At 34.4% G+C, this 19,588-nt stretch carries 22 protein-coding genes; 7 read left to right on the top strand and 15 right to left on the bottom strand.

Annotated elements, in window-relative coordinates; genetic code table 11:
- The first annotated feature begins 103 nt into the window (after nucleotides 1-103).
- Together M666_RS07335 and M666_RS07330 are read left to right on the top strand one after the other, a co-directional pair.
- Entirely contained in the window at nucleotides 104-1,495 is a 1,392-nt protein-coding gene (locus M666_RS07335; RefSeq protein WP_029447172.1) for a dipeptidase, read from the top strand.
- 72 nt (nucleotides 1,496-1,567) lie between these two features.
- Entirely contained in the window at nucleotides 1,568-2,320 is a 753-nt protein-coding gene (locus M666_RS07330; RefSeq protein ID WP_024481922.1) for an NYN domain-containing protein, read from the top strand.
- Between the two features lie 134 nt (nucleotides 2,321-2,454).
- Here M666_RS07330 and M666_RS07325 read toward each other — a convergent pair whose 3' ends face one another.
- Nucleotides 2,455-3,033, bottom strand: coding sequence for a PhnA domain-containing protein (locus M666_RS07325; RefSeq protein ID WP_029447173.1), 579 nt, complete (start codon nucleotides 3,031-3,033; stop codon nucleotides 2,455-2,457).
- Between the two features lie 209 nt (nucleotides 3,034-3,242).
- On the opposite strand from M666_RS07325, the gene M666_RS07320 reads away from it, so the two are divergent.
- From M666_RS07320 to M666_RS07305, 4 genes are all read left to right on the top strand, one after another.
- On the top strand, nucleotides 3,243-3,707 hold the full coding sequence (locus tag M666_RS07320; RefSeq protein WP_029447174.1) for a hypothetical protein: 465 nt from the start codon (nucleotides 3,243-3,245) through the stop codon (nucleotides 3,705-3,707).
- Between the two features lie 130 nt (nucleotides 3,708-3,837).
- Nucleotides 3,838-4,203 carry a BlaI/MecI/CopY family transcriptional regulator gene (locus M666_RS07315; RefSeq protein WP_029447175.1) on the top strand — a complete coding sequence of 122 codons (366 nt, stop codon included), beginning with the start codon at nucleotides 3,838-3,840 and terminating at the stop codon, nucleotides 4,201-4,203.
- Between the two features lie 2 nt (nucleotides 4,204-4,205).
- Nucleotides 4,206-6,119, top strand: a complete 1,914-nt coding sequence (locus tag M666_RS19955; protein ID WP_029447176.1) for a M56 family metallopeptidase — start codon at nucleotides 4,206-4,208, stop codon at nucleotides 6,117-6,119.
- Between the two features lie 155 nt (nucleotides 6,120-6,274).
- On the top strand, nucleotides 6,275-7,375 hold the full coding sequence (locus M666_RS07305; protein ID WP_029447177.1) for a DUF4407 domain-containing protein: 1,101 nt from the start codon (nucleotides 6,275-6,277) through the stop codon (nucleotides 7,373-7,375).
- Between the two features lie 33 nt (nucleotides 7,376-7,408).
- Here M666_RS07305 and M666_RS07300 read toward each other — a convergent pair whose 3' ends face one another.
- The 12 genes from M666_RS07300 to M666_RS07245 all read right to left on the bottom strand — a co-directional run bounded on the left by M666_RS07300 (nucleotide 7,409) and on the right by M666_RS07245 (nucleotide 17,331).
- Nucleotides 7,409-8,410, bottom strand: coding sequence for a metal-dependent hydrolase (locus M666_RS07300; RefSeq protein ID WP_029447178.1), 1,002 nt, complete (start codon nucleotides 8,408-8,410; stop codon nucleotides 7,409-7,411).
- A 12-nt stretch (nucleotides 8,411-8,422) separates the two neighbouring features.
- A complete protein-coding gene (locus tag M666_RS07295) occupies nucleotides 8,423-10,195 on the bottom strand; it encodes a MutS-related protein (RefSeq protein WP_029447179.1) in 1,773 nt (590 codons plus the stop codon).
- 265 nt (nucleotides 10,196-10,460) lie between these two features.
- Nucleotides 10,461-10,820: an MmcQ/YjbR family DNA-binding protein gene (locus tag M666_RS07290; RefSeq protein ID WP_029447180.1), complete on the bottom strand. Its 360-nt coding sequence runs from the start codon at nucleotides 10,818-10,820 to the stop codon at nucleotides 10,461-10,463.
- 54 nt (nucleotides 10,821-10,874) lie between these two features.
- Nucleotides 10,875-11,282: a Dabb family protein gene (locus tag M666_RS07285; protein WP_024481932.1), complete on the bottom strand. Its 408-nt coding sequence runs from the start codon at nucleotides 11,280-11,282 to the stop codon at nucleotides 10,875-10,877.
- Complete coding sequence (locus M666_RS07280; protein WP_024481933.1) at nucleotides 11,279-11,929, bottom strand: DUF4230 domain-containing protein; 651 nt, start codon at nucleotides 11,927-11,929, stop codon at nucleotides 11,279-11,281. The genes M666_RS07285 and M666_RS07280 overlap by 4 nt, the downstream gene beginning before the upstream one ends.
- The gene (locus M666_RS07275; protein WP_024481934.1) at nucleotides 11,930-12,280 is read right to left on the bottom strand and encodes a DUF4260 domain-containing protein; all 351 of its coding nucleotides are present in this window, start codon (nucleotides 12,278-12,280) and stop codon (nucleotides 11,930-11,932) included. It abuts the gene before it with no gap.
- On the bottom strand, nucleotides 12,280-13,029 hold the full coding sequence (locus M666_RS07270; RefSeq protein WP_029447181.1) for a cyclase family protein: 750 nt from the start codon (nucleotides 13,027-13,029) through the stop codon (nucleotides 12,280-12,282). Before M666_RS07270 ends, M666_RS07275 begins: the two co-directional genes overlap by 1 nt.
- A 12-nt stretch (nucleotides 13,030-13,041) precedes the next feature.
- Complete coding sequence (gene hemW, locus M666_RS07265; protein ID WP_029447182.1) at nucleotides 13,042-14,178, bottom strand: radical SAM family heme chaperone HemW; 1,137 nt, start codon at nucleotides 14,176-14,178, stop codon at nucleotides 13,042-13,044.
- Between the two features lie 97 nt (nucleotides 14,179-14,275).
- Nucleotides 14,276-14,830, bottom strand: coding sequence for a crossover junction endodeoxyribonuclease RuvC (gene ruvC / locus M666_RS07260; protein WP_024481937.1), 555 nt, complete (start codon nucleotides 14,828-14,830; stop codon nucleotides 14,276-14,278).
- 8 nt (nucleotides 14,831-14,838) lie between these two features.
- Nucleotides 14,839-15,315: a hypothetical protein gene (locus M666_RS07255; RefSeq protein WP_024481938.1), complete on the bottom strand. Its 477-nt coding sequence runs from the start codon at nucleotides 15,313-15,315 to the stop codon at nucleotides 14,839-14,841.
- 163 nt (nucleotides 15,316-15,478) lie between these two features.
- Nucleotides 15,479-16,972 carry a M56 family metallopeptidase gene (locus tag M666_RS07250; protein WP_029447183.1) on the bottom strand — a complete coding sequence of 498 codons (1,494 nt, stop codon included), beginning with the start codon at nucleotides 16,970-16,972 and terminating at the stop codon, nucleotides 15,479-15,481.
- Entirely contained in the window at nucleotides 16,969-17,331 is a 363-nt protein-coding gene (locus M666_RS07245; protein WP_024481940.1) for a BlaI/MecI/CopY family transcriptional regulator, read from the bottom strand. Before M666_RS07245 ends, M666_RS07250 begins: the two co-directional genes overlap by 4 nt.
- A gap of 212 nt (nucleotides 17,332-17,543) precedes the next feature.
- Between M666_RS07245 and M666_RS07240 the strand changes: the two genes are divergently transcribed.
- Nucleotides 17,544-18,059, top strand: coding sequence for a DUF456 domain-containing protein (locus tag M666_RS07240; RefSeq protein ID WP_029447184.1), 516 nt, complete (start codon nucleotides 17,544-17,546; stop codon nucleotides 18,057-18,059).
- 2 nt (nucleotides 18,060-18,061) lie between these two features.
- Here the strand turns inward: M666_RS07240 and M666_RS07235 are convergent, their stop codons facing one another.
- Entirely contained in the window at nucleotides 18,062-18,613 is a 552-nt protein-coding gene (locus tag M666_RS07235) for a nitroreductase family protein (RefSeq protein WP_029447185.1), read from the bottom strand.
- Between the two features lie 41 nt (nucleotides 18,614-18,654).
- Nucleotides 18,655-19,551, bottom strand: a complete 897-nt coding sequence (locus M666_RS07230) for a LysR family transcriptional regulator (protein WP_029447186.1) — start codon at nucleotides 19,549-19,551, stop codon at nucleotides 18,655-18,657.
- Nucleotides 19,552-19,588 lie beyond the last annotated feature (37 nt).

Raw genomic sequence — 19,588 nt, 5'->3', positions numbered from 1 at the left:
TCTTTCGCTAAAGGAGTGCAAATATAAAGTAAAAATTCAATTTAGAAATACTTACTTGAAAAAACTTCTTTTTTGTAGCTTTATACTCGACTAAAAATAACAAATGGAAGCAATAAAAAATTACATTTCTGAACACAAAGAACGTTTTATTTCTGAACTTATAGACCTATTAAAAATCCCGTCAGTAAGCGCAGACACTGCGTTTACGCAAGATGTATTAGATACTGCAGATGCCGTAAAAAAAGCTTTAACAGATGCTGGATGTGATGCTGTAGAAATTTGTGAAACAGATGGCTATCCGATCGTTTATGCTGAAAAAATTATAAATCCAGCCCTTCCAACCGTACTTGTGTACGGTCATTATGACGTTCAACCGGCAGATCCAATCAATTTATGGACCTCTCCACCTTTTGAACCGGTCATCAAAAAAACAGACAAACATCCGGAAGGAGCAATTTTTGCTCGTGGTGCTTGTGATGATAAAGGGCAGATGTATATGCATGTAAAAGCAATGGAATATATGGTAAGAACAAACCAACTTCCTTGTAATGTAAAATTCATGATTGAAGGAGAAGAAGAAGTTGGTAGTAGCAACTTGGCCATTTTCGTTGCTAACCATAAAGAAAAACTCGCTAATGATATTATTTTAATATCAGATACTGGAATGATTGCTAATGATGTTCCTTCTATTACCACGGGTTTACGTGGCCTAAGCTATGTTGAAGTGGAGGTTACCGGCCCTAATCGCGATTTACATTCTGGTTTATATGGTGGTGCTGTTGCAAACCCTATCAATATTTTAACTAAGATGATCGCTAGTTTACATGATGAAAACAATCATATTACTATTCCTGGCTTTTATGATAATGTAGAAGAGCTATCTAAAGAAGAGCGCGCCGAAATGGCAAAAGCTCCTTTTAGTCTTGAGAATTATAAAAACGCATTGGATATTGATGCCGTTTATGGTGAAAGTGGCTATACGACCAATGAACGTAATTCTATTAGACCTACTTTAGATGTCAACGGAATTTGGGGTGGTTACACAGGCGAAGGCGCAAAAACAGTTATTGCTAGCAAAGCCTATGCTAAAATATCTATGCGTTTGGTACCAAACCAAGATTGGAAAGAAATTACTGATTTGTTTAAAAAACACTTTGAAAGCATAGCGCCTAAAGGTGCAAAAGTAGTCGTAAAACCACATCATGGAGGTCAAGGCTATGTAACTCCTATTAATACCGTTGGTTATCAAGCCGCATCAAAAGCATATGAAACTACCTTTGGAAAAAAACCAATCCCACAACGTAGTGGCGGTAGTATTCCAATTGTAGCGCTTTTTGAAAAAGAATTAAACAGTAAAACTATTCTTATGGGCTTTGGCTTAGATAGTGATGCTATCCACTCGCCTAATGAGCATTTTGGGGTATGGAATTATTTAAAGGGAATAGAAACAATTCCATATTTTTATCAATACTATACAGAATTATTTAAAAAATAAGAATGCGAATAAAACCTTGTTAACTCAAGGTTTTAGTAGTTTTTACATCAATCGGACATAAAATAAAATACTATGGATACAAATTTAGCAGTGCTTATAGATGGCGACAACATTCCTTCTGCCCAAGTAAAAGAAATGATGGAAGAGATTGCAAAGTATGGCAACCCTACAATAAAGAGAATCTATGGAGATTGGACCAAGCCTAATTTAACCAAATGGAAAAATTTATTGTTAGAGAACGCAATTACTCCCATTCAACAATACGGGTATACCACAGGTAAAAACGCCACAGATTCTGCCATGATTATTGATGCCATGGATATTTTATATTCAGAAAAAGTAAACGGCTTCTGTTTGGTTTCTAGTGATAGTGATTTTACAAGGCTCGCTACACGCTTACGAGAAGCTGGCATGAAAGTTATAGGTATTGGAGAAAAGAAGACTCCCAACCCGTTTATTGTGGCTTGTGATAAGTTTATATATATTGAAATTCTAAAATCGAAAATAGAAAGTCCAGAAAGCGATACCGAAAAAGACGATGCCAAAGACACGGTAGACAAAATCACTAGAAAAGACATACAACTTATAAAAACAACCATCTCTGATGTTTCAGATGATGATGGTTGGGCTTTTCTAGGCGATGTCGGGAGTTTGCTGCAAAAGAAACAACCTAATTTCGATTCCAGGAATTATGGCTTTGACAAGCTTACACCACTTATTAAATCTATAGATATTTTTGAACTTGAACAACGTGAAAATTCAAAAAGCAGAAACAAACTAATTTTTGTACGGATCAAACAAAAGCACAATCCGAAAAAAAAATAGTTAAAATAAAAAGTCCGTTCTCTTATGAAAACGGACTTTTTTTATGGCGTTACCTAAAGGTCGGGCTATACGTTACAAGTCCTCACCGTAAAAACGGCTGCGGGCTTTTCACTACTATCCCTAACGCAATTAAATTATAATTTTTTTACATATTTTGTTATGATGACAGTCATTGTTGGGCCAACTTTACCTTCTATGTACTCTGCATTCTCACGATCTAAAGATATTCTACGTACCGCAGTTCCTTGTTTCGCAACTTGACTAGAACCTTTGATTTTTAAATCCTTAATTAAAACAACACTATCGCCATTTTCTAAAATTACCCCATTAACATCTCTATGAATAATCTTATCGGCTTCTGCTAGGCCTTCACCTGTAGCTTTAGCAAACTTTAACGCTTCGTCATCAAGATAAATCATGTCTAATAAATCCTTAGGCCATCCTTCTCCTTTCAAACGCGAAAGCATTCTCCAAGCAACCACTTTAACCGTATCAAACTCACTCCACATACTATCATTTAAGCATCTCCAATGGTTTGGATCTGTATTGTCTAGATTCTCAATTTGATCTACACAAACACCACAAGCCAAAAGACTACTATCTATACCGCTTATAGAAACAGGTGGAACTTCATATACCTGTAAATTATCTGTTGAAGTACATAACTCGCATTTATTGCCGCTTCTTTCTATCAATTCTTCTAGTATGCTCATGGTTCTAATTTTTATCCTTGCAAACTTAAAAAAATTGACGAGAGTAGTGGCACTTATTGTCTCCCTAATAATACAAATACCGTAATATTTCAAAAAAAACAAAAATAATCACAGAACATATTCGATGAAATACATCATGATATATACTATAAATCAAATAATAGCGCTTAATAAAGATAGTTAATCAACCTAATTTAAATTTTAAACCAATGAAATTAAGCACATTACTTACCTTCGGACTCCTGTTCTTAGGGTTAAATGCAGCAATTGCAAAAGCAAGAATCCCTATTCCTTACGGAGAGGCTCAAAAAATCGTTAAAGTTACCGACTTACCTGACACAGAAGAGTTTCAGTTAGAAGATGGTAGGTATTTTGATATTGGTAAGATGTACACTATTAGCCATATTGTTTGGCTTCCTTACAGTAATACAGATGCCATTATTACAGGTTATGTAGATGATGAAACTTACGTTGAGTTATCTCCTGAAGAGCTAAAAGAAATTGCAGCAATTGCAAAAGTTGAAATCCCAGAAACGGTTACAGCATCATTTTTTGACCGTCTAGGGGGTAAAATAATTTTAGGCCTAGTGGGTCTTGTTATCCTTTATGGGATATATGCTTCCTACTTTGGAAAAGATGAAGAAGAAGCTACTGAAGAAAAATCAGAAGAATAACGATTATTACAGCATATTTAAAATCCATTCCTAATCGAATGGATTTTTTTTGCTTATTATTTTAAACCTCTACACTTGTAGAATTACAATATTTATTCTATGTTTGTAGAGCACAAGAAAAATTACAAGAATGCAACTTTCAAAATCAGAAGAAGAATTAATGAATATACTATGGAAGCAGAAAACCGCTCTCATGAAAGATTTGTTAGCATCTTATGAGGATCCCAAACCTGCCACCACTACCATAGCAACACTGCTAAAAAGAATGACAGATAAAGGGTTTATAGCCTATAAAACATTAGGTAGGTCAAGAGAGTATTATCCACTGGTAAAAAAGAAAGATTATTTTTCTAAGCATGTAAACGGACTCATAAGGAACTTTTTTAACGACAGTGCTAGTCAGTTTGCATCATTCTTTACACAAGAAACAGAACTTACCAAAGAGGAATTGGAAGATTTGAAGGCCTTAATAGACCGCGAACTTAAAAAGAAGTAATTATGGGAATATATCTTATAAAAGTTACAGCATGCTTAGCCATCTTTATTGTTTTCTACAAACTCGTATTAGAAAATGAAAGCATGCACACTTTCAAACGGTTTTATTTAATCTGTTCGCTGATCGCTGCTTCCATAATACCTGCTGTATTATTTACGGAATACATCTATATAACTCCAGAACCTGTACTGAATACCTATGTATCAGAAATCAATTCAGACGAAATACCTGTATTTTATCAAAAAACAGATTATTTAACACCTACTCTTTGGACAATTTACGGACTTGGCGTCTTAATTTTTGGTTGTAAATTTTGTAGTAACCTATTTAAAATAGGTACTCGCATAAGAAGAAACCCTAAAATTAACTATGACCGTAGTATTCATGTATTGTTAGAAGAAAGACTATCACCACACACGTTCTTCAATTTTATTTTTCTAAACAAACAAAAATTTGAAGCCCAAGAAATTCCTAAAGAAGTACTATTACACGAACAAGCACATGCAGTACAAAAGCACAGTTTAGATGTACTCTTCATTGAACTAATGCAAGTCATTTTATGGTTTAATCCATTTGTTTATTTGTTTAAACGAGCCATCAAACTAAATCACGAATTTTTAGCGGACCAAGCAGTACTACAAAAAGGTGCTGAATTATCAAATTACCAAAATATATTACTGGCATTCTCATCAAATGCTCCAGAAACTCAATTGGCAAATGCCATTAATTATTCATCAATCAAAAAACGATTTAACATCATGAAAAAAACAACCTCAAAAAAAGCCATTTGGCTCCGCAGTTTATTAGTCCTACCCATGTTCGCACTTGCATTGTACAGCTTTAGCGAATCAGAAATTATACAAATTGACAAAAGCCTTGAAAACTCTACTTCTTCAAATCTTCCCCCAGAAAACTTACAAGAGCAGAAATCAGATTCCATACAATATAAGTACATCGAAAAACCAAACGCACCAAATATTCAAGATATAGCCAAATGGAAAAATAGCTTCAAGTACGCCCTATGGATTGATGGAAAACATACTAGTAATAAAGAATTAGAAAATTATAAATTATCCGAATTTGTACATTATTCTTCCAGCTTTATTTACAATAATGCACGATCACAGCAATTCCCACAACCTTATCAAGTTAGTTTATTCACTAAAAATAAATTTAAAAAACAATTCACTACTAATAATAGGGAACTTAATATTCATATAAATAAAGCTGCTCAAATTTTAGTGCAAGGCGAATTAGTTTCAGTTCTCGGCTTAAAACAGCACTTATCTAAATTAAATACGGACTTATCAAAGGAAGAAAAATCTGAAATAGTTAGAGGATTTATACATGTTCGTTTAGAGACACCAAAACAAGCTGTTAAAAATGTGTCCAACATTTTAGAAGAATACGGTTGCGTTACAATTGATATCGTAGGACAGAAAGAGCAGCAAGACGGCGCAACCATAAAGCAACTAGCAACATACAATACCATAGCCCGAAAATACAATGAGATGAATACATCTACCATGAGAATTAAAAAAGGAGAAGTAGATCAAATGACATACCTCTATACCATCATGACTGACGATCAAAAAAAGAATGCAGAGGCTTTTCCTGAATTACCACCGATGCCCGAACCACCAATGCCGCCTTCAAACCAAAAGATTGGTAAAGGCGAGGTTAGTGCGATTCCAGCACCACCTGCTCCGCCAGCACCACCAAAGAGTCCGTTAGACCACGTTATTGAAATGGCTAGAAAAAATGCCAACTTCTACTATGAAGGAAAAGCAATAACTTCAGACGAAGCTATAGATTTAATTAAAAACAATAATAATTTAAATATAGATACTAGAAATATAGGAAGTAAAAACCCTAGCGTGAAAATTTCAAAAGAGCCCATCCTCATTAAAAACTAAAAACATTCATTCAAAAAAAAGCCTTCTAAACGGAGGCTTTTTTTTATTAAAAACCACCGCAATGAAACGCCTGTAGCACCATAGCACTAGTTTAACATAATTTTTCAAATAGAATTTGTACATTAGTTACTCATCAATCAAAAATCAAATTAATTATGTTACAACGTTTTTTTATCCTGTGCTCAGGAGCCGATTCTGAAATACTGGCCGAATGTTCTCAGGGAGAACGAAATAAATATGCAGGAATAGGAGCTACGGTATTTTTTACCGCCGTAATGGCATTTATTGCTAGCAGCTATGCCTTATTCACTGTTTTTGACAATATCTATACAGCTACTTTCTTCGGACTCGTGTGGGGATTACTAATCTTTAACTTAGATCGCTTTATAGTTTCTACTATTAAAAAAAGGGATAAGTTTAGTAGTGAGCTCTTGCAAGCAACACCGCGCATTATTTTGGCCGTCATTATAGCTATTGTAATTTCTAAACCGCTAGAAATGAAAATTTTTGAGAAGGAAATTAATCAAGTCCTTTTAGAACAAAAGAACGAATTGACACTAGCTAATAAAGATCAAATTGCGCTACAATACAATCCTAGTATTGATGCCTTACATACAGACATTGAAGCCTTAAAAACAGAAATTACAAATCAAGAAGCAGAAACTAATGCCTTGTATGACACTTACATTTCTGAAGCGGAAGGGACCGCAGGAACAAAACTTTTAGGAAAAGGCCCAGTATACGCCGAAAAAAGAGATAAGCATGATGCAGCACTAAAAGAACTCAGAGAACTAAAGGAGACTAATGCTGTTAAAATTACTGATATAGAATCTCAGATTGCCGCTCTCCAAACAGAATATACCACTTCGGTAACAAATTCTCAGCCTATTATTGACGGTTTTGATGGCCTAATGGCCAGAATTACCGCATTAAACAAACTACCGTGGCTACCATCATTCTTTATTTTTTTACTTTTTCTTGCTATAGAAACTTCGCCTATCATTGCGAAACTGCTATCGCCTAAAGGTACTTATGATTATAAATTGGAAGAAGAGGAAAGTGTCGTTAAATCTTGGGTGACTCAAAAAGTGAAGCAACGCGATTTACTTGTGGCTACCGATGAATCATTAAATAATAAAATTTATGCAGACCTTGCGGAAGAACAAGCCATCTACGATTACAAAAAACAAAAAGTAGAAGAATTACTTAAACTACAGGCAGATTCATTTCACAAGCTTCAAATGAAAAATCTTTAGTAGTGTATGGTTGTCGGTATGACCACACCTAAATTAGTTCCCTAAAATTCGGTTCCAAAGCTCCTGCAGTAACTTTTTAGCATCCCCCACATTTTTGGGGGTTTCTTTTATTTCCAAATCTCCCTCTTTATTCGTGAGTTGATATTTAAATGCAAAATCTTGTTCTTTAGGATCCATGCTCATTAAACCAAATCTGAGGTCATTGAAAAACAATTGTCCATTATCTTTTGTTATAATATACCATCCTTCTGCAATGCGCTCTAAACGATTTACTTTATCATTATTCTTTAAATCTCCTAATAGCTCATGATGTTTTGGATAAGTTTCAAAAGAGATGGGCTTTGTATCAAAAAACGAGTAATTGGCAATCAAATAGGCTTCTTCTGTATCCACATTTGCAGTCCAAAGTATCGTATTAAACGGACTAGGTCTCGTATCAATTTCAATATAAGAAATACCTTGATTTTCTAGAGCTGTTGTAAATTTCTGATAGGTCACAGCTTTTAACACCAGCGATAGCAACAAATAGGCGGAGCTAATGATTAATCCCCAGTTGTTGTACTTCCTACGCTTTACAGAAGTTCTTTTTTGAAACATAGCCAATACCAACAATACTAAAAAAGGGAGGGTATATAAAGGATCTATAACAAATATATTCTGAAACGCTAAACGGGTTTTAAAGGGCCAGAATAGTTGTGTACCCCATGTTGTGAAAGAATCTAAAATAGGATGCGTAAATAGCCCCCAAAACATTAACCAAGACCATTCTTTCCAGCTTGCTTCTTTCTTAGGCAATAGTTTAAAAACTAACCAACCGAAGACGGGTGCAAATAGCACTGAGAAAAAGATAGAATGGCTAAACCCACGGTGCCATTCTATAGCAGAAATCGTATCTGTAAAAAAACGTGTGAATACATCTAGGTCTGGAATGGTACCTGCAATTGCTCCAAAAAGCATGGCTTTATTACCTACTTTCTTTCCTAAAACAGCTTCTCCTACGGCAGCACCTAATACTATTTGCGTTAATGAATCCATATAAACTTACAGTTAATCTACGATTTGCATTTTCTTTAATAAAAAAGAAGCATTCATATTCTGGCAAATTCCGTCTTTAAATTTATAATCAAAATGTAATTCATCGGCTATGATTTCGGCATCAAAATAATGATTCTTCACTTGTGGTAAATCATTAGCAGCCTCACATAAACTTAAATCATGCGTAGCGATAATACCCGTAGCTTTTCCTCCAATAAGCTTTTCCACAAATTTTCGAGATCCTATAGCCTTATCGGTACTATTGGTACCCTTTAATATTTCATCTAGTACAATAAAATAGCGATCTGTTTTTATCTCATCTACGATAAACCTAAGCCTCTTTAATTCTGAAAAGAAATAAGACTCGTCATCTGTTAGAGAATCTGTAGTACGCATACTAGTAATTAACTTAATAGGAGTGTAGGTAACTGACTTTGCACACAAAGGCAAACCAACGTTAGCCATGACTATTTGTAGTGATACTGTTCTCAAAAATGTACTCTTACCGGCCATATTAGCTCCCGTAATGATAAAGAATTGCTCTCTAGCAATATGGATATCATTTAATACACTTTTTTCAGGATTTAAAAGTGGATGTCCTGCCCCTACGGACTCTAACACTACATCTGTAGTACTGAGTATTGGGAAGGTATACGTTGGATGGTTGTATGCAAAATTTGCCAGGCTATTATAAGCATCAAAGAAAGCAATGGTATCAAACCAGCCTTCTATCTTTTCACCATGTTTAGAAATCCAATCTTCAATTTTGTAAGATTGATACACATCCCAAAGCATAAAACCATTGGCGAAAATTCCGAATAACATATTATTACGTTGATCTAAAGCATCTAAAATTTTAGAAAACTCTTTCAGTATAGCTGATGTTTTTTCAGATTCACTTAAAATGGTAGCGCGTTTTTCCTTTAAGAGCTTCGTCTTAAATTCTATCTTCTCTATTTCAAGAATTAATTTTTGATATTGATGGAATGTTGTTTGAATCCTCCCAGTATCATTTGATAATTTATTTACAGCCTTTACATAGAATCCAGAAATAATGAGACCCACTACAAAAACGGCTAATAGAATAAAGAAAGATAATGGGATTACAAAATACCCAATTACTGCTAAAGCCGAAATACCCCCAAAAATTAAGGGTAGCATTTTTATGGACTTTGGCAAAAAACGTTTGTATTCTTTAATCCAATCGATAATGGCTTGGTAAGCTGTTTCCGTTTTTACTAATGATGCTACTGCCGTAAATTCTTGACGCCAATCTGGTAATTGAGAAAGCTCTTTGATTGCTTCCTGCTTTTCCTTGATTCCCGTAATTTCATTTGCTACAAATAAAGAGGCTAAACGTTCACTACCTTGAGGCAATACGGTTCTATTTAAATATTGGTAAAAAGAACCTTTACCAAATAAATCTATATCCTGACTAAAATAATGCAACGGATCTTTAAACTCGCTCCCATCTGGTTGCTCATGAAAATCTCGATCCAATAGTTTAATTTCTGTTTCATTAATATGCAATAGAGCTAAAATTTTATCACGTTTATATTGCAAATTAGTATGTCTAGAAACCAGAATTAAAAATAAAACAATAGCGATTAATATAATTGCTATAACTGTCTTGGGAGTATCATAAAATAATGTAATCCCTACAATCATGAGTATAAACACTACTAACCGTAAGATACTTGACCGCAACAATTGCGACTTAATGCCTGATAATTGTTTGTTTAAACCTGTTATTTTATCAGAATAGAATGACTTTAAAGCTTGCATTGAAGAATTGTAAAATGAAACACAAAGATAGGTTATATTCAAAAATAAAAAAGACCAGCTTTCGCTGGTCTAATCACCTATAGTGCTCGGGGGGAACTAGCTACAAGTAAGATTTGGGATGTCTTATATATGTTTAGTGTTTTGCTTCATAACTGATGTAAAGGTATTGAAGCACTACTCCTAAAATTTTGAAAAACCGACCAATATCTTATGAAGTGTAGACGAACAGCAAATATCTGTAGATAAACGTTTTTCTTGGATAGCTTTATTCTAAGGAATCCAACGCTTGTTTTAGCTTTTTAGTAAACTTAGCAACGACCAGATCGTAGGAATGATCTATAAGTTCTGTTGTAAGTTTTGGCGGAACACGCTCTAGAAGCAAGGTGTTCCAATGTATTTTACTCATATGATATCCAGGAATAATTGTCCCATCATATTCTACCCGTAATTCAAGTGCCCTATCTGGGTCACATTTTAAATTAGCTTGTGCAGGTAATCGCCTTAAAGATGATAAGGCAAACATTTTACCCATCACTTTAAAGACCAAAGTATCCTCGTCAAAAGGGAATTCTTCTGTAACTCCCTTTTTAGCCATACAATAGGATCTAAATACTTCTATATTCATATCTATAGCATTTATAATATATCCTAAAAGCCTAGTCTCACTAGATACCTATTTCTATAAACTTGCATCTTTAGAATCATAGACAATCACCTTATTCCAAAGCGCACTAGATTCTTCTATAAATACTAAATGAGGCGCTTCTTTTTGGTAGGCCTCTTGAGCTTCTGCAGACTCAAAAGTTACAATTAAAGAATATGTAAAAGAACCGTCTACCACCTCTCTACTAGCTCTTGGAGGTTTTCCTATGAACTTTGTCTTAGCATATTCAGAATGGTCTAAAAACTTACGTAAAGAAGTTTCAAAAGCCTTACAGTCTTCTTGACTGTCTGGATTATTTAACCAAAAGAAAACGGTGTGTGCAAAATTAGAATCAAATGTGTCCATGGTAGTTGCTGTTTGTGCGTGGGTAAAAAATGAAAATACTAAAAATATACTAAGTGCAAAAGTGTGTTTTAATTTCATGACTCTAAAAATCTAGTTAATTTACTTTTTCGTTCTGATAATTGTTCTTTCGCATCAATTTTTAATGCGGTGTAATCTAATTTCCAACCAATAGTTTCTACAATAGATTCTATTAATAGTATAGCTTCTAAAGCCTCACTACGCGCAGTATCCATCAAACCACTTTCTGGAATTTTATCCCGGATATGCTGTTTTACTTCTTGATTTAAAACGGTAAGATCGTCTGGTGTAAATGAATTAAACATTCCATTTTTAATGTCATAGAAATCTAATTCTGGTTCTATTGACAGTATCTCTGGCTCTGGAAAACTTTTAAGTAATATCGTTTTTCGTTCCGTATCCGCATTCAGTATTAATTTCTTTAAATCATACCCTATTTGAGCTTTTGCATTAATTACGATTAAAGCTTTCTTCTTACTAGAAACAAGACTTAAAAAACGTTCTTTTGTGTTCTCATACCTATAAATTTCTGCAAAATCGCCTTCCACGGTAATCAGCTTACAAACACTTTTAATTTTTTCTAATAACACATGCGATTGGACTTCCGTGAGCTCTTTACTCTTCTTTTTTCGGAATAAACTAAACAACCAATACGTTGCAATAGCTCCTAAAATTAGCCCTAATATAGTGTCAAAAATATTATCCATTTATTTTCCAATTTCACCCAAATGAGTGTATTTAAATCCCTTTTCATATTTTAAACCATAACCAAAAACACGATCCATGGCCGCGTGAGAAAACAATATTACTCCCGCTAATTGCCACAAAGGTATGGCAAGGTAAACACCTAGTAAATAGATGGCAACGGCTATTCCTTTATGATGAAAAACATTATAGGATATTGCTCCTATTTTGTTACCAAACAAATAACCTATCATGCCAAAGTCTGGGGTTAATATTAATAATAAAAACCACCACCATTGATAATTAAGAAGGCTAAAAAGGTAAATACCTAATACCAGCATAGCTATTTCTTCAACTTTTATTGTGTTCTTCATTACTCCTCTATTTTAAACAGCACGGGTCTACTAGGACTTGCATCATTCTCAAAAGGTGCCACTTGAAGATTTAAAAAGTACAAGCCGTCTTTAATCGCATTAGCCACAAAAACAAATTCTGTTATCGTTGCATGCTTGCGCACAAGACCACTCGTATTCCAAAAAGCATTGTGCCCTAATAGCGCCCCTCCGTCTTTTTCTTTATCTATCGATGGCAAATCTACTAACAAATGATTAACACCTAATTCCACAACATAGTTCACTGCTTCTTCTAGCAAATATGGAGGATTAGAATTAGAATATTGTCTGTTTAATTTTTCTTTTAAATTAGGTAAAGTTCTAATTACCAATGCATCTCCTTTGAAACCTTTTAAGGCGTATTGCAACTGTTTTTTAGAGATGACAAAGTCTTCATTTTGTTTTTCTGGAGCAATTGTGACTACCGATGCTAAAAAGAAGAAAGCTTTTAAATTCTGATTTACAGAATGAAACTCTGCTGTAATATGCCCTACACATTCTGTATGCGTTCCATGTGCATGCGGATTAAACCAAATATCATTAAAATTTGTCGATGCACCTTCTGTTACTTTCCCCACAAAATCTCCTGCCGTATGCGGTGTAATTTTAGGCGGCTCTGTATACCATGCATTTACATTGCTAGTTTCTCCACGAAGTGGAATTGAAATATCTAAAGGTTTTGAAAAATCTATAGAATACGATTTTTTTTTATGGCTTATGGTCGCTTTCAAAAATGGTAGTATTTACTCTGACAAGTTAATCATAAAAAGGTCAGACGCAATTCCATCTGCTAAAAATTTTCCTTTTTTTGTTGTCACTAAAGTATCATTTTCAACCACCAACACCCCTTGTTCTATATGCTTTTCTGCCTGTTTCAAGAGATAATTATAGTACTCAATACCAAATTCTGATTGAATTCTAGTTAAAGAAACTCCCCAGATGGTGCGCAAACCTGTCATTATATATTCATTATAACGGTCTGTTTTAGAAAGCACCTCAACCTCCATAGGAAGTTGATCTATTGCCAACGCATTTATATATTTTGCATTATTATTGATATTCCATCCTCTACGAATACCGTCATAGGAGTGTGCCGATGGCCCTACACCAATATATTTTTTACCCAACCAATAGGCCGTATTATTTTCCGAATAAAACCCAGGTTTCCCAAAGTTTGATGTTTCATAAGCATCAAAACCATTTTCTTCCATTTTTTGTAGAAGACTATTAAAATGGATTGAAGCAATTTCATCATCTAGTGGTTTAATAAGCCCTTTTTTTATAAAATTTGCCAAAGCTGTTTTTGGCTCTACGGTGAGTGCATAACTAGAAATATGAGGTATACCAAAAGACAAGGCGGTTGCAATATTCTCTTCCCATCGCTGGTTACTCATTTCTGGCACTCCGTAAATAAGATCAATAGAGATATTGGAAAAATACTGCGTTGCAAGCGCTAAAGATTTTTTGGCTTCTTGTGCATTATGAGCACGGTTCATCATTTTTAAATCTTCCTCAAAAAAAGATTGAATCCCGATACTCAAACGATTAATAGGACTTTTAGAAAGTGCTATTATTTTAGCTTCCGAAAGATCATCTGGATTAGCCTCTAAAGTTACCTCAGGGTGGTCTATTACAGCATAATGCGTATAAACTGTCGCAATAATCTCTTGTATTTCCTCTGTGGTTAATACAGATGGAGTACCTCCTCCAAAATAGATTGTAGCTACAGCATCATTGTTAAATTCATCTTTCCTAAGTACTAGCTCTTTTTTTATAGCCGTGATCATTGCCTCTTTCTTCCCCATACTTGTGGAAAAGTGAAAATCGCAATAGTGGCAGGCTTGCTTGCAAAAAGGAATATGAATATAGATACCAGACATGTGTTCGTGTTGCGTAATTATTAGCAGTTAGCGTTGAATTTTTTTGGGCTTCAAAATTGAAAAATAAGCTTCTTTTTAAAGAGAAGATTATGACTATTTATTTTTTTACTCTTTTTTCATTTTGTTTTACAAACGCATCCCAACCGGTATAACTTTTGCCAACTTCTATACGTCCTTCATTATAAAAATGGCAAACGGCAGCGGCCAAACCATCGGTACTATCTAAGTTTTTAGGAAGTGTCTTCAGGCCCAACATGCTCTGCAACATTTTAGCAACTTGCTCCTTACTAGCATTACCATTTCCTGTAATGGCCATTTTAATTTTTTTAGGAAGGTATTCTGTAATGGGAATATCCCGAGACAAACCCGCAGCCATCGCTACACCTTGGGCTCTCCCTAGTTTTAACATAGATTGCACATTCTTACCAAAGAAAGGGGCTTCTATGGCAATTTCATCAGGATGATAGGTATCAATCAGCTCAATGGTGCGCTCAAAAATAAGTTTAAGTTTTACATAAGGATCAGTGTATTTTTGTAATAGCAACTCATTCATCTGTAAAAACTCCATTTTTTTATTCATCACTTTAATGAGTCCGAAACCCATAATAGTAGTACCGGGATCTATCCCTAAAATAATTTTTTCGTTAGCCAAGAGTAAATTTATTTGGTATTAAGTACAATGGGAATTCTAAATTTTGCACGTATTGGAATTCCTCTTTTTAGTGCCGGTGATGCTTGTGGTAATGTAAGTAAACAACGAGTAATTACCGCATCAAACTCTGGTATTTGTTCTTCTACTATCGCATTATGTTCAATATCTAAAACAGAAACTGCGCCCATTTTGTCCATTAAAAAATCTACATAAAGGGTATCTAATACTTCTTCTTTGAGTACAAATTCAAAACCCTCTAATGAAGTAGAAAAATGTCTAAGCAAGGTTTCTTGGAAACATTCTATATTTTCTTCTTTCGAATCTGTCTCATCACAATTTTCAAAAAGAGGAAATTGATCTACTTCATTGAAGTTAATTTCTTGCAACTCGCGTGTCACCAATTGCTGTGTTTTCTCTTCTTTTGTAATGAAGAGATCACAAGAAACAACTAGAAAAAATATACATAAAATTAATACTATACGCATGTGCGCTATAAAGTTTGTGGAAAATTACGATATTTTGAGTTATTTAATTGACTGTAAAGCGGATTTCCTTTTTTAGTGCTCATCATTACCTCTTTTTTGAACAACAAAAAAGCCAAAGAAATTACTTTGGCCTTCATGTTGTCTTCTAATTTAGGTGCTAATTTTAGTGCAACTTAAAGGTAATAGGAATAGAAAACGGTACCCGAACTACTTTCCCGTCTTGCTTACCAGGTGTCATTTTTGGCAATAAAGAAATGATACGTTCAGCCTCGTCTTCTAAGATTTTATCAGGACCACGCATTCTTAAACCTGCAATATTTCCAGTTTCATCAATTATAAACATAAGGTTTACTTTACCCTGAATTCCTTTTTCTTGAGCTTCTGTTGGGTATTTAAAATTGGCAGTAATATGCGCAAACATTTTATCTTGGAAACAAGCCCTATAATCTGCAGCATCTTCACAACCTGGAAAAACAGGAACTTCATCTACAGTGGAAAATGGCACATGTACTCCTTCATCATATTTAATTTCTGAGTTCGCATTTTTGTTAGGATGAACTTCCTTCTCCTTATTTACATTTACAGACTCAATTCCTTCTGAATTCGTCTTTATCATTATTTCCTTTCCTTGTGCATCTTTTATTGTAAAAAGTCCGACTTTTTTATAAGCGTCAACTTCATTAAAGAAATTAGTTTGCGCCTTTTTCTCCTCTTCAGATAAATTATCCAAGTCCCCTACTTCCAAGAGAAACTCATCAACAGAAGACATCTTTAAAGAAGAAGAACTTTCTACCTCATCTGTCTTTACCTCACTCTCACAGGATGTGTAGCATAGCATTCCTAAAACTAAAGGGACTAGCACTACATACTTTAACTGAAATACACGCTTTGATTTTGATTTTTGTAACATAACGATTCGTTTTTTGATTAATGATGATTTAAAAAATGGATTGATAAATGAAATATTTTCTGTTTGAAAAACTTGAGACAACAACAGTTGGTATTGTTCTTTTTTGTGGGTTTTAGAGACCTGAGCATCCGCTATAAACTCATGTAATTCTGATATTCTATTTTGGTATACATACACTAAAGGATTGAACCAATTGATAATGCGGAGCAGTTCAAAAAAGACCAAGTCATATGAATGCCCTTGACGAATATGAACCAATTCATGCGCTACAATGCTCTCATAATCCTTATCTAATACTTTATCTCCAAGAAATACAGATTTAAAGAAAGAAAATGCAATTTCACTATTTCTGATCACGATTTGTGTAAAATCATTTAAATATTGAATGGTGCCCTTATCCTTTAATTGTTTTATCTGATATAATTTAAATACAAAGATGAATGTTGCGATGACCATCCCGGCTATTAATACAATTGTAAACCAACTTACTAAATCATTAGTTCCTGAAACCCCAGAGACCTCAAGATCATTTCTATTCCATAAAAACTCTGGATAGCTAAAAGTAGTTTCTGACACTTTCGTTTTTAACGCTTCAATTTTCACCCAAGGCAAAACTAGCGACAAAACATATGTACCAATAAGGTATACTCTGTTCCATTGAAAAAAGGTTTCCTTTTTTAGAAAAAGATCATAAACGATTAAAAACAAAAGCTGAAAAGCGATGCTTTCTAAAATATACTGTATCATTTTTCCTCCTTTTTAATTTCTTTTAATATCGATTCTAGTTCGGATAAATTCATATCATTTTTTTTCATGAAAAACGACACCATACTTTTAAAAGAACCTTGAAAATAACCATCTACGAGCTTGTTGATAGATTGATTACTGTAGTCTGCTTTCTTTAGTAAAGGAAAATACAAATAGCCTTTCCCCTCTTGTTCATGATTTACAAAACCTTTACTCTCTAGGATACGTACAATAGTAGATACTGTATTGTAAGCAGGTTTTGGTTCTGGCAACTCTTCAATAATAGCCGCAACATTGCACTTTTCTAGTTGCCACAATACCTGCATTACCTCTTCTTCTGCCTTTGTCAATTGTTTCATGTATCTTGAACTTATTTCAGTGTCTATTGACACTGGTTAAACACTTAAATTAGTATCCGACTATCGAACTAAAAACAGCTTTCAACTAACTTATTAGTTCAAATATAACTAAATAATTAGTTCAAACTAACAAATTAGTTGAAAAACATAAAAAAATTATGTTGATGTAACAAAGCATCGTAATTTTCGTCTCACTAAACAAACACCCTTAAATGGATATTGCGTTACTACTCTTTGGTTTCATTTTTATGCTTGCAGGTATCATCGGAAGCTTTTTACCTGTGCTACCTGGCCCACCTATAAGTTGGTTAGGACTTCTACTCCTATTTTTAACAAGCGTTATTCCGCAAGACTGGTGGTTTTTAGGCATCACTCTGGCTATTGCACTATTTGTTTTTGCTTTAGATTATATTATTCCTGCCATGGGAACAAAGAAATTTGGCGGTAGTAAAGCGGGGATGATTGGTACCACTTTGGGACTTCTTGTCGCATTACTTTTTCCTGTATTGGGTGTATTCGGGATTATAATTTGGCCTTTTGTGGGTGCTTTTCTGGGAGAAATATTAAATAAAGCCGACAAAAAAACCGCTCTTAGAGCGGCTTTTGGGTCTTTTTTAGGGTTCATAACAGGAACCTTTTTAAAATTTATGGTGTCTATTGTATTTTTAGGACTCTTTATAGCTAAGGCTTGGGAATACAAAGAAGCACTTTTTCCTTACTTTAAATAGTACTACAACCAAACAGTTTTATCTTCAATAGAGCCTCTAGCAGAATCTGGTATTTCTTGAGAATAATTCCCCATATAGAAAAAGCCTAAACATGCTTCTTCATGGTTCATTTCAAAGAAATCTCCCATATGCTTTACTAAAGCTGGAGAGCTCCAATAGGCTCCTATGCCTAATTCCGTACATGCCAACCACATGTTTTGTACCGCCATTGCAACTGCGGCTACCTCTTCCCATTCTGGAACACTTTTCATAGGATCGCGTTGCATGCAAATAGCTATTATAGCAGAAGCCTTTTTAGGGTTCTCTATAATTTTCTTGGCTTTAAATTCTTTCGGACTCGGATCTGTCTCTAAATATTTTAAAGAAAGGAACAAGCCTAATTTTTCTAGTGTCTCCCCTTGCATAACCTTAAATCGCCAAGGTTCTGTTTTTCGATGACTAGGTGCCCAATTAGCTGCTTCTAATACTTTTAAAATATCTTCCTTAGCAATAGGTGTATCATTATATTGAGCCGGAAAAACCGATCTTCTCTTTCGTATCACATCAAATATCATAGCGTCAATTTTTTAATTCTAACAAAGTTAATTCTTATTCATTACTTCAAAGACTCCCTTAACACTAAATTTAAACAATGCTTAAGGGTAGGGTTTCGGTTGTCTTTTTTCCAAATAACGGACAGCTCAGCACGCTGCTTTATTTTTTTTAATTCGATAAATTTCACCCCCATATCAAAACCATATTGCAGTGATGTAGGTACAATGGCAATACCCAACTTATTCTCCACCAATTTAAAAATGGTTTGTGCATGTACCGATTTGTGAGAAACGCTAGGGGTAAATCCTGCGTCTTCACAAATACTCATAACGGTATCAAAATACAAGGCACTATAATCCTGTGAAAACAGTATAAATTCTTCATCAGCAAACTGATTCATCTTTTTAAAATTATCCGAATTAATAGGATGCTCTTTTGGAAGCACGAGAGAAAAAGTGTCTTGCATCACCGTTTCAATACCTAAACCATCTGGCACTCTTGCCAGTCTTACAAAACCAATATCTAAAGTATCTTTTAAAATAGCATTTACTTGAGCCGTATTAGAAAGTTCTTCTAGAGTGGTCTTTATCTGCGGGAAACTGTCGCGTAACTTAATCAACAAATCTGGAACTACGGTTTGCATGGCCGACCCTAGAAATCCAATCCTAATCTCCCCATAGTCGCCATCAGAAATCAATTTTAATTGCTTTTTTGTAACTTCTAGATGGTTTACAATAAACTCTACTTCTGCTTTAAGGTATTCCCCGGCTGGAGTCAGCGTTACTTTTTTCTTATTCCGAACAAACAAGGGAGTTGCTAAAATTTCTTCCATCTGTTTAATTTGCCTGCTTAATCCAGGTTGAGAAATACATAGCTTTTCTGCAGCTTTTCTATAATGTAATTCATCGGCTACTGCCAAGAAATAATGAAAATGACGCAACTCTAATTGATAACCCATAGTTATTGAATAGTGATATATATAATATTGGTAATTA

The organism is Cellulophaga baltica 18, assembly GCF_000468615.2.
GTDB lineage: Bacteria > Bacteroidota > Bacteroidia > Flavobacteriales > Flavobacteriaceae > Cellulophaga > Cellulophaga baltica.
The sequence above is the reverse complement of the archived record's forward strand: the minus strand, read 5'-3'. Positions and strand labels throughout refer to the sequence as shown.

Bases quoted from the DNA above. Each gene is read 5' to 3' on its own strand.
- M666_RS07335 (WP_029447172.1), top strand. From the start codon at position 104: ATGGAAGCAATAAAAAATTACATTTCTGAACACAAAGAACGTTTTATT.
- M666_RS07330 (WP_024481922.1), top strand. From the start codon at position 1,568: ATGGATACAAATTTAGCAGTGCTTATAGATGGCGACAACATTCCTTCT.
- M666_RS07325 (WP_029447173.1), bottom strand. From the start codon at position 3,033: ATGAGCATACTAGAAGAATTGATAGAAAGAAGCGGCAATAAATGCGAG.
- M666_RS07320 (WP_029447174.1), top strand. From the start codon at position 3,243: ATGAAATTAAGCACATTACTTACCTTCGGACTCCTGTTCTTAGGGTTA.
- M666_RS07315 (WP_029447175.1), top strand. From the start codon at position 3,838: ATGCAACTTTCAAAATCAGAAGAAGAATTAATGAATATACTATGGAAG.
- M666_RS19955 (WP_029447176.1), top strand. From the start codon at position 4,206: ATGGGAATATATCTTATAAAAGTTACAGCATGCTTAGCCATCTTTATT.
- M666_RS07305 (WP_029447177.1), top strand. From the start codon at position 6,275: ATGTTACAACGTTTTTTTATCCTGTGCTCAGGAGCCGATTCTGAAATA.
- M666_RS07300 (WP_029447178.1), bottom strand. From the start codon at position 8,410: ATGGATTCATTAACGCAAATAGTATTAGGTGCTGCCGTAGGAGAAGCT.
- M666_RS07295 (WP_029447179.1), bottom strand. From the start codon at position 10,195: ATGCAAGCTTTAAAGTCATTCTATTCTGATAAAATAACAGGTTTAAAC.
- M666_RS07290 (WP_029447180.1), bottom strand. From the start codon at position 10,820: ATGAATATAGAAGTATTTAGATCCTATTGTATGGCTAAAAAGGGAGTT.
- M666_RS07285 (WP_024481932.1), bottom strand. From the start codon at position 11,282: ATGAAATTAAAACACACTTTTGCACTTAGTATATTTTTAGTATTTTCA.
- M666_RS07280 (WP_024481933.1), bottom strand. From the start codon at position 11,929: ATGGATAATATTTTTGACACTATATTAGGGCTAATTTTAGGAGCTATT.
- M666_RS07275 (WP_024481934.1), bottom strand. From the start codon at position 12,280: ATGAAGAACACAATAAAAGTTGAAGAAATAGCTATGCTGGTATTAGGT.
- hemW (WP_029447182.1), bottom strand. From the start codon at position 14,178: ATGTCTGGTATCTATATTCATATTCCTTTTTGCAAGCAAGCCTGCCAC.
- M666_RS07255 (WP_024481938.1), bottom strand. From the start codon at position 15,315: ATGCGTATAGTATTAATTTTATGTATATTTTTTCTAGTTGTTTCTTGT.
- M666_RS07250 (WP_029447183.1), bottom strand. From the start codon at position 16,972: ATGATACAGTATATTTTAGAAAGCATCGCTTTTCAGCTTTTGTTTTTA.
- M666_RS07245 (WP_024481940.1), bottom strand. From the start codon at position 17,331: ATGAAACAATTGACAAAGGCAGAAGAAGAGGTAATGCAGGTATTGTGG.
- M666_RS07240 (WP_029447184.1), top strand. From the start codon at position 17,544: ATGGATATTGCGTTACTACTCTTTGGTTTCATTTTTATGCTTGCAGGT.
- M666_RS07235 (WP_029447185.1), bottom strand. From the start codon at position 18,613: ATGATATTTGATGTGATACGAAAGAGAAGATCGGTTTTTCCGGCTCAA.
- M666_RS07230 (WP_029447186.1), bottom strand. From the start codon at position 19,551: ATGGGTTATCAATTAGAGTTGCGTCATTTTCATTATTTCTTGGCAGTA.